General features: G+C 43.7%; 10 protein-coding genes. 9 read left to right on the top strand and 1 reads right to left on the bottom strand.

Going from position 1 to position 8,034, the window contains the following annotated elements; all coding sequences use genetic code 11:
• A partial coding sequence (locus tag ciss_RS13415; protein ID WP_166504036.1) for a hypothetical protein occupies positions 1 to 457 on the top strand: 457 nt, incomplete at its 5' end.
• Positions 458 to 478: 21 nt separating this feature from the next.
• Positions 479 to 1,888, top strand: a complete 1,410-nt coding sequence (locus ciss_RS12960; protein ID WP_075866698.1) for a hypothetical protein — start codon at positions 479 to 481, stop codon at positions 1,886 to 1,888.
• Between the two features lie 41 nt (positions 1,889 to 1,929).
• Here the strand turns inward: ciss_RS12960 and ciss_RS12955 are convergent, their stop codons facing one another.
• Positions 1,930 to 2,433: a hypothetical protein gene (locus ciss_RS12955; protein ID WP_075866697.1), complete on the bottom strand. Its 504-nt coding sequence runs from the start codon at positions 2,431 to 2,433 to the stop codon at positions 1,930 to 1,932.
• 121 nt (positions 2,434 to 2,554) lie between these two features.
• On the opposite strand from ciss_RS12955, the gene ciss_RS12950 reads away from it, so the two are divergent.
• The 7 genes from ciss_RS12950 to ciss_RS12920 form a co-directional block, all read left to right on the top strand.
• The gene (locus tag ciss_RS12950) at positions 2,555 to 2,779 is read left to right on the top strand and encodes a hypothetical protein (protein ID WP_075866696.1); all 225 of its coding nucleotides are present in this window, start codon (positions 2,555 to 2,557) and stop codon (positions 2,777 to 2,779) included.
• A 77-nt stretch (positions 2,780 to 2,856) separates the two neighbouring features.
• On the top strand, positions 2,857 to 3,279 hold the full coding sequence (locus ciss_RS12945; protein ID WP_075866695.1) for a Fur family transcriptional regulator: 423 nt from the start codon (positions 2,857 to 2,859) through the stop codon (positions 3,277 to 3,279).
• Positions 3,276 to 4,157, top strand: coding sequence for a metal ABC transporter substrate-binding protein (locus tag ciss_RS12940; protein WP_075866694.1), 882 nt, complete (start codon positions 3,276 to 3,278; stop codon positions 4,155 to 4,157). Before ciss_RS12945 ends, ciss_RS12940 begins: the two co-directional genes overlap by 4 nt.
• A gap of 2 nt (positions 4,158 to 4,159) precedes the next feature.
• Positions 4,160 to 4,843, top strand: a complete 684-nt coding sequence (locus tag ciss_RS12935) for a metal ABC transporter ATP-binding protein (protein WP_075866693.1) — start codon at positions 4,160 to 4,162, stop codon at positions 4,841 to 4,843.
• Entirely contained in the window at positions 4,818 to 5,618 is an 801-nt protein-coding gene (locus tag ciss_RS12930; protein ID WP_075866692.1) for a metal ABC transporter permease, read from the top strand. The genes ciss_RS12935 and ciss_RS12930 overlap by 26 nt, the downstream gene beginning before the upstream one ends.
• Before the next feature lies 1 nt (position 5,619).
• Entirely contained in the window at positions 5,620 to 6,750 is a 1,131-nt protein-coding gene (locus ciss_RS12925) for a S1C family serine protease (protein WP_075866691.1), read from the top strand.
• Positions 6,751 to 6,838: 88 nt separating this feature from the next.
• Positions 6,839 to 8,034 (top strand): TldD/PmbA family protein (locus ciss_RS12920; protein WP_166504035.1); only part of this gene is annotated, 1,196 nt, incomplete at its 3' end.

The following is an 8,034-nucleotide window of genomic DNA, read 5'->3' as shown; positions in this document are numbered from 1 at the left end:
TGAAAACGAAGACCGGGCATTGGCGTTAGCGGTAGCGCGGGGAATAATCCCGGTAGTAGCCAAAACCAAGACTGGTTTATATGCGGTAAAAGGTTATGCTACCCGGGCCGATGCTGCCTACGCCATCACCATGGCCGGGCTGATTCAGGTAGCTAAAAATGATAAAACTTTTACCCCGCAATCTGATGTTGCACATACTGATGTAACTTCTCAATTTGTTACTTGGCTTACAGATCCGAGTGTAACTGACCACCGAATTGCTAATTTCTGTATGAAGAGCGGCTGCCATGATAGTAATAGAGATAGCAATAGTGATGGTATAAATGACTATGACAGTATTTTGAGAATCGTCTATTCCACTCACTATTTGATGAGAACTGTAACCGATTTAAATACTGTAAGCAGTTATGCTTATGATAATCATACCGTTGAACCGGGCATGTTTAACCGGGTCTGAGGACCTCCGCACGCAGTTGCCGTGAGCAACTGGATTTCACCTTTGGTTAATACTTTAAATCAATCGGTTTATAACCCTGGTGGCTGTGCACGGTGCCATATTTCGACAAGCAAGTTTTCGCAACCCGGTAATATGGGTAATTTAAGCACATTATTTACTACCAATAATTTAGAAGCCGTAAAAGATGTGGACTGCCTTATTTGCCATTCTACCGATTACTTTATGAAAGACCCTAAAGATGGTAAGGCAAAGGGTGGGGCAAGGGTTGTTGTAACGGTAAATGCAGCAAGCTACCGGTCGGTAAACGTGTACGAGTTTGTCTATCAAATACCAGAATATGGCGAAACCTTTACTCAGTATACCGTTCACTTTAATAAGTTTAATCAATCGGTGCGGGAAACTTATGTTTTAAATTCTATCAAGGCTTTAGTTAAGAAACCAACTCCCGATGCATGTAAGGTATGCCACAACTTCTCTGCCGGTGGACCGTTCTTTAAACGGGGCTTTAATGCTGATGCCGATGTCCACATGGATTCAGTTGGAACAAAAGTATATTGTATCGATTGTCATACACCGTTGCAATATGCTGACTTAACACAATCTCTTAGTGGACAAGCCGGCAAACATTATGCCGGTGCCCATGAATTTTCCATCGGCAAGATGCCGGACCTCTTTACCAACGAAAATCCGGCAAAACAGTGTACCGAATGTCATACCGGTAATATCCACACCAATGCAATTTTAAATGACCACTACCGTCGTATTGATTGCCGGGTATGCCATATTCCGCAAAATATTGGCTTAAGATTAAGAGATTATACTACACCAGTGCTTGATTCAACCTATACTGGTAACTGGCAGGCAAAAGATTACGTAAGAAATACAGGATTACCACCTTTTGTAGTAGCAAATAAAGAATCTGCTGGGCTCCCGTATTATATCTTCAAGCCTGTTGACTATCAGGAAGAACACCGCCATGGTATTAAACCTACCAAGCCTGAAGCCAATAAACCGGGTAATCTTAATGCCAAATTAATGGCCTTTAACGAAATGACGGTAAAAGGCTACTTTGATACAAGAAACGGTAAACTAATTCCGATACAATTGAAACCGTGGTTTACCAGCAGTGATGGAAGCATTTATAACGCAATTTATAAAGGTGCAGCAGACTGGGGTAGCAAGAAGGTAACATTGAGACTGTACGATACCTTCTTATTTACCGGAACTGAAACTTCAAGCAGCTTTAGCTGGAAGATTTCCACTTCTGTATCATACTTCCAAATGGACCACACCATCAAACCTGCATCGCAAGCACTTAAATGTGTCGACTGCCATACTGCATCTGGTATGGTTGCATCGGCTACGAAGAAGTGGCGTAGTACTGGTTATAGTGCTGCTCGTTCCAAACTTTTAATCTTCAGCCAGAAGTAAAAGTTAAACCCCGCTCCAAATTTAACTGGAGCGGGGTCTTTTTAATTTCGTACTTTTTGAAAATAGATTTTGGTTATTTTGAGTTCACCGTTTATTTTTTTAACAATAAAAACGCATTTTTCTTTTTTACCTTTATAACTTATACTTCCGGTGCCATCTGCTAATACGTTTGCCAGAAGCGGGGTAGGATTTGTTTTAAAAAAAGTGGTAAGTTTATTAAAATCGTAATTAATGTTTGGTTGGGAAAGTTCATTTTTAAATCCTTCCCTGTCATTATTTAAAATTAAGGATACAAGTGTTTCCCGGTAGCTTTCTAATTCTTCATTTAAAATTTTTAGTTCTTCAGAAGAAAGCTGCTTTGGATTTTTTATTTCCCTATCTTTATTTTTATTTACAATACTTGCCACAAAATTTGCTGCTTTATCAATCCAGGCAGTTGACTTTGTTTTAATTTGCTCTAAATTTACTTCACACCCGGAAGTAAAAATAAGAGCCGTTGAAATAAAAAGAGCAATTATAAACTTTTTTTTGTGTTTATTTTGCATCATTGTTCCTCCCTGTTATTCATCTTTTTTTATTTAATTCGGCAAATTTCTCAAAAAATCCTTTAAATGCATATAGAAATAAATTATGATTATAAAAAAATTAAAGAGGGGTATGAGGTTTGTGGTTAAGAAAAGAAGAAGTAGATTAAGTAGATTAATTTATTTTGTTATTTTTGGGATACTTTTAATTTTAGCCTTCTACCAGCAGGGTTTTCACCTGCCCAAAATTTCAAGTCTGAAATACTTTCTTGTTTATGCTTCCGGAGTCCTGGGAATAATCCTTATTATGCTGGGACTTCGCCGGCAGATGGAGAGAAACCATCCCGATGATGACGATGATTTTTAAAATCCCCTTGACTCGGTAAATTTACAGGTATAGATTAATTTTTAGATAGGAATAATTACGATGTAGGTGGGAATACGATGAATGTAAGAGAAGCATATAAAATTTTACGGGATAAGGGCATAAAGATTACACCGCAGCGGCAGGCGCTTTTAGAGCTTTTTGCCGATGAAAAAAGCTATACCGCCCGGGAGATTGCCGAAAAGCTGCGCCGGTATTACCCGGGTTTTAGTTATGATACCGTTTACCGTAACTTAAAGCTTTACTGCCGGTGCGGGATTTTGACCGAGACCATGGCGCCGGATGGGGTAGCCCGCTTTTCTTTAAATACCGGACAGCACCGGCATTATTTCACCTGCCTTGCCTGCGGGGAGAAAGTGGCCCTGGAATCGTGTCCGATTGAAGAAAATAAATTTAACCTTCCGGGTAAGGTGGGGACGATAACGTATCACCGGATTGAACTTTTTGGAAAGTGTGCAGCTTGCGAGGAGGGGAAAAAGTGAAGCGAATAGTTATGCTGGTCTTAATCTTTACTTTATTTGCGCTTTCGGGCTGTTCCAATGCCCGGACCGCTTCTACTACCGAAAGCGGTAAGCCTTTGATTGTTACTTCAATTTATCCCTACGGGGAGCTTGCCCGGGAGATTGCCGGGGAGAAAGCTGAGGTTACGGTTTTGGCCCCTCCTGGAGCCGATGCCCATGATTTTGAACCAAAACCTTCCGACCTTTTTACCCTGAGAAAGGCCGATTTAATTATCTTAAATGGTGGAGGACTGGAACCATGGGCCAGAAAAATAATCAAGCTTTTAGGAAAAGATAAGGTTATTGAAGCGGAAAAAATACTGGAAGGTAAAGTAAAAAAAGACGATCCCCATTACTGGCTATCTTTGATATTTGCCCGCCAAATAGCCAAAGCTATTAAGGATAATTTAGTAACGCTGGATCCAGAAAATAAAAGCTACTATGAGGAAAATTATCGCAAACTTGCCGATAAACTTTATGAGCTGCATTTGGCGATGGTTGATCTGACCTCGGATATCAAGTCCCGGAAAATCTTTACCCTGCACCGGGCCTTTGGTTATTTTGCAGCCGATTACGGTTTACAGGAAATTTCCCTGATGTCCGGGAAGGAAGCGGAAGCAACCATTGGCGATATTGAAAAGTTCATGAAGGAATTTTCGGCGGAAGATGCTGAATACGTATTTTTTGACCCGGTTTTTGGCAAAAAGGTGGCGGAAAAGGTGGGCGAAAACTACAGGGTGAAGTTTATGCCCCTTTATACTTTAGAAGGAGTGGATGAAACCTTAAAAGGTAAAAGCTATTTGGAATTAATGCAGGAGAATATTGAAACGCTGCGCCTTGTTTTGGGAGGAGATGATTAAACTTGGGGCTAATAGTTAAAAACCTCTCGGTAACTTACGGCGGTGAGCCGGTTTTAGAGGATATAAATTTTTCCTTAAAGGAAGGGGATTTTCTTTTGGTTCTGGGAAAAAACGGGGCGGGGAAGTCTACCCTGTTAAAAGCAATTGTCGGGGAAATTCCCTATTCCGGGATGATAAAGACCTTTAACCATAAAATTGGTTATGTGGCGCAGAAAATTCCCGGGACCATCCGTTTTCCGGTTACCGTGGAAGAATTGGTGCTGGCCGGAACACTGAAGGGAAAACCAAAATTATCTTACAGTAAGGAAGACCGGGAGGTTGCCGTAGAAGCCCTTAAGGCTACCAACCTTCTTAATAAAAGGAAAAAACTCCTTGGCAATCTTTCTGGCGGAGAGCTAAGAAGAGCGTTTATTGCCCGGGCGCTGGCGGGAAAAGCCGATTTGTTGTTGCTGGATGAACCCACTAGTGGCCTTGACCAGATGAGCCGGGAAGAATTGTACCAGGTGCTAAATACTTTTTTCAGAGAAGACACCATTATCTTAATGGTGACCCATGATCCAAAGGAGATAAAAATTTTAGGAAATAAAGTGCTGCACATAGATAAAAAAGCGCTGTATTTTGGGGATAAAGACGGCTATCTTGCAGGGGAGGAAAGGGAACTTGGATTTGAATGTTGTCCAGAATAGCCTTTTAATTGCCCTTCTTTTGGCCATTGAGGGGAGCCTGGTGGGGGTTTTTTTACTGGTAAGAAGGTACAGCCTTTTAGCCGATGCGTTAGCCCACTTTTCGCTGGTGGGGGCAGCTTTAGGGGTGTTTTTTGGCTTTTCTTCCCTTTTAGGCGGAGTTTTTGCTGCGTTAACCGGAGGCGTTATCTTGGAGGCGCTACGCTACAAAGAAAACGCTTTTACCGATGCCAACCTTGCCTTGATTTCGGCGGGAGGTTTGTCTTTAGCCCTCATTATTGCTTCTTTAAGAGGAGAGGTCTGGCAAAGTTTGGGTCAGTATTTGTTTGGCAGTATCCTCTTTGCCGGAGAAAAGGAGTTAATCTGGGCCGTTATTACTTTTCTCGGGGTCTTATTATTTCTTATGTTTTATAGCCGGCATTTACTGCTTCTTTCCGTAGATCCGGCTGGAGCCAAAAGCCAGGGGATAAAGGTAAGGTTTAACGAGTTTTTCCTGATCATTTTAGCCACCATAGTGGTTTCTTTTGGTATTCAGGCGGTGGGGGCATTACTCACCGGTGCTTTTTTGGTGCTTCCGGCTTTAATAGGCATTGAACTTGCTCGCTCCTTTACCGGATTAATTTTCTGGGCGGTGACGGTTGGTTTATTTATGGCCGTGGCGGGGATAATTTTTACATTTTTCTTAAACTTACCGCCGGGTGCTACCATTGTGGCCACCGGTGTATTAATATATATTTTGGTAGTATCAGGGAAAAAACTTGGTAAAAGGGGGAACTGATATGTATCATTACCGCATGGATGAGCCTAAAAAGCACCGTCCTTCGTGGTTTACGGTAATAGTGGTGGCGGTAATTGCCGGTTTAATTGGAAGTATGGCGGGGATTTATGCCTATCCCAAACTTTTTCCCGCGGAGAATACCAAGATTGAATACACCCTGCCCCAGACCCCCGAAGTAAAACCCGGCGAATATACCTACACGCCGGTGGTGGCGGTGGCCAAGAAGGTATCACCGGCGGTGGTGGGGATATCCAATATTGCGCCGGGAGGCTTTTTTGGCCTGGGAGGGCTTGAGGAAAAAAACTCTGGTTCTGGTTTTATCATTTCTCCCGATGGCTACATCGTTACCAACAACCACGTGGTAGAAGGAGCTTATGAGCTGTATGTGAGTTTGGCCGATGGCCGGCAGATGAAAGCCAAAATCGTCGGGACCGACCCGCGGGCTGACCTGGCGGTGATCAAGATAAATGCCAAAAACCTGCCGGTAGTTACCCTGGGTCATTCCAGCACTTTGCAGGTAGGAGAGCTGGCTATTGCCATCGGAAACCCTCTGGGTAAAGAATTTGCCAGAAGTGTTACCGTTGGGGTGATAAGTGCCCTGAATAGAACGTTAACCTATGAATCGGGAGAAAAAAGCCTCAGGCTAATCCAGACCGACGCCGCTATTAACCCTGGCAATTCCGGTGGACCTCTTTGCAATGCCAAAGGAGAGGTTGTTGGGATAAATTCGGCCAAAATTTCCATTCCGGGCTTTGAGGGAATGGGTTTTGCCATCCCGATCGATGAGGCAAAACCCATTATTGAGCAGCTAATTAACAAGGGTTATGTTACCCGACCGTGGCTGGGCATTGCCGGTGTGGAAATTTCCGAGCAGGAAGCCCAGTATTACGATATACCCCAGGGAATTTACATTGAAGGGGTTGTCGACGGAGGTCCGGCGGATAAAGCCGGTATTCGGCCCAAAGATATTATTACCGCCATTAACGGTACGAAAATTACCAGCATGGCGGAACTAACCGATGAACTGTTTAAACACAAACCGGGAGAAAAAATAAAAGTTGAAGTATACCGGCTAAAGGAAGGTAAAAAATATACCTTAGAAGTAACCTTGGGCGAAAGACCAAGAGAATAACGCTGGAGGGACGGTTCTGTGAGCCACCACTTTCGACGATGAATAGAAAATGGTGGCTGTAAGAACCGTCCCTGGAGGAGGTATTTTGGTGGAGATTTTGGAACTGGCGTTAGCGGAAATTAAAGCAAAAAAGGCAGCCGGAGAAGTTTGTTATACCCGGGGCGAAGAGCTTTCGGTGGAAGTGCGGGAAGGGAGAGTGGAGACGGTTAAGCAGGCGGTAGAAGAAGGGGTGGGGATACGGGTCTTTTATGAAGGTAGGCCTGGTTTTGCCTATACCACGGTAATGACTCCGGAAAAGATTAAGGAAACGGTGGCAAAAGCAGTCCAGGCGGCAAAGATTACCGATAGCGATCCTTACTTACGTTTGGCAAAACCTTCTAACTACCAAACGCCGGAGTTGACCGACCCGGAAATAACCACCGTTCCCCTGGAGGAAAAGGTTAATTTAGCCCTTACCATGGAAAAAGAAGCGTTAAACTTTAGCCCCAAAATTAAGGGAATTGAAACGGCGGCCTATGACGACTACCATTACCAAAGGCATTTGGCCAATACCGAAGGCTTTTTCGGAAGTTTTTCGGGAAATTATGCGTCTATTTATATTTATTTGGCTTCGGAAGATGAATCGGGTTCGGAGACCGCTTTTTCCTATAAAGTAACCCGCAAGTTCAAGGAAATAGACCCGAAGGCGGTAGGCCGGGAAGCAGCGGAAAAAGCGGTAGCCAAACTTGGGGCCGGTAAGGTTCCCTCCGGGCGGTATATGGCGCTTTTAGACCCGTATGTGGCGGTAAATCTTTTAGGGGTGCTAAAAGCCTCGTTCTTGGCGGAAAATGTGCAAAAGGGTAAAAGCCTTTTAAAAGGGAAACTTGGCGAAAAAGTGTTTAGCCCCGTTTTCAGCTTAATTGATGATGGCACCCTTAAAGATGGCCTGGCTACTGCACCTTTTGACGGGGAAGGGGTGCCCACCAGGAAAACCGTTTTGGTGGAAAACGGTACTGTCAAAAGCTTTCTTTATAATTTATACACCGCGGCCAAAGAAGGGGTAGTTTCCACCGGCAATGCCGTTCGCTTTTCCTTTAAAGCTTTACCGGAGCTGGGGACCACTAATTTCTACATTCCTCGTGGAGGAGTAAGCCGGGAAAGTTTATTTAAACAAACTAACAGGGGAGTTTATATTACCGAGGTTCTTGGAATACACACGGCTAATCCCGTTTCCGGTGATTTTTCGGTCGGAGCGACCGGTTTTTTAGTAGAAAATGGCGAAATTACCCGGCCGGTCAGGGGGAT

The sequence above is a fragment of the Carboxydothermus islandicus genome (assembly GCF_001950325.1).
GTDB lineage: Bacteria > Bacillota > Z-2901 > Carboxydothermales > Carboxydothermaceae > Carboxydothermus > Carboxydothermus islandicus.
This window is presented reverse-complemented; position numbering and strand designations above follow the sequence as displayed.

What these genes read in the sequence shown, in the direction of transcription:
- ciss_RS12955 (WP_075866697.1), bottom strand. Translation starts at nt 2,433, where the DNA reads ATGCAAAATAAACACAAAAAAAAGTTTATAATTGCTCTTTTTATTTCA.
- ciss_RS12945 (WP_075866695.1), top strand. Translation starts at nt 2,857, where the DNA reads ATGAATGTAAGAGAAGCATATAAAATTTTACGGGATAAGGGCATAAAG.
- ciss_RS12925 (WP_075866691.1), top strand. Translation starts at nt 5,620, where the DNA reads ATGTATCATTACCGCATGGATGAGCCTAAAAAGCACCGTCCTTCGTGG.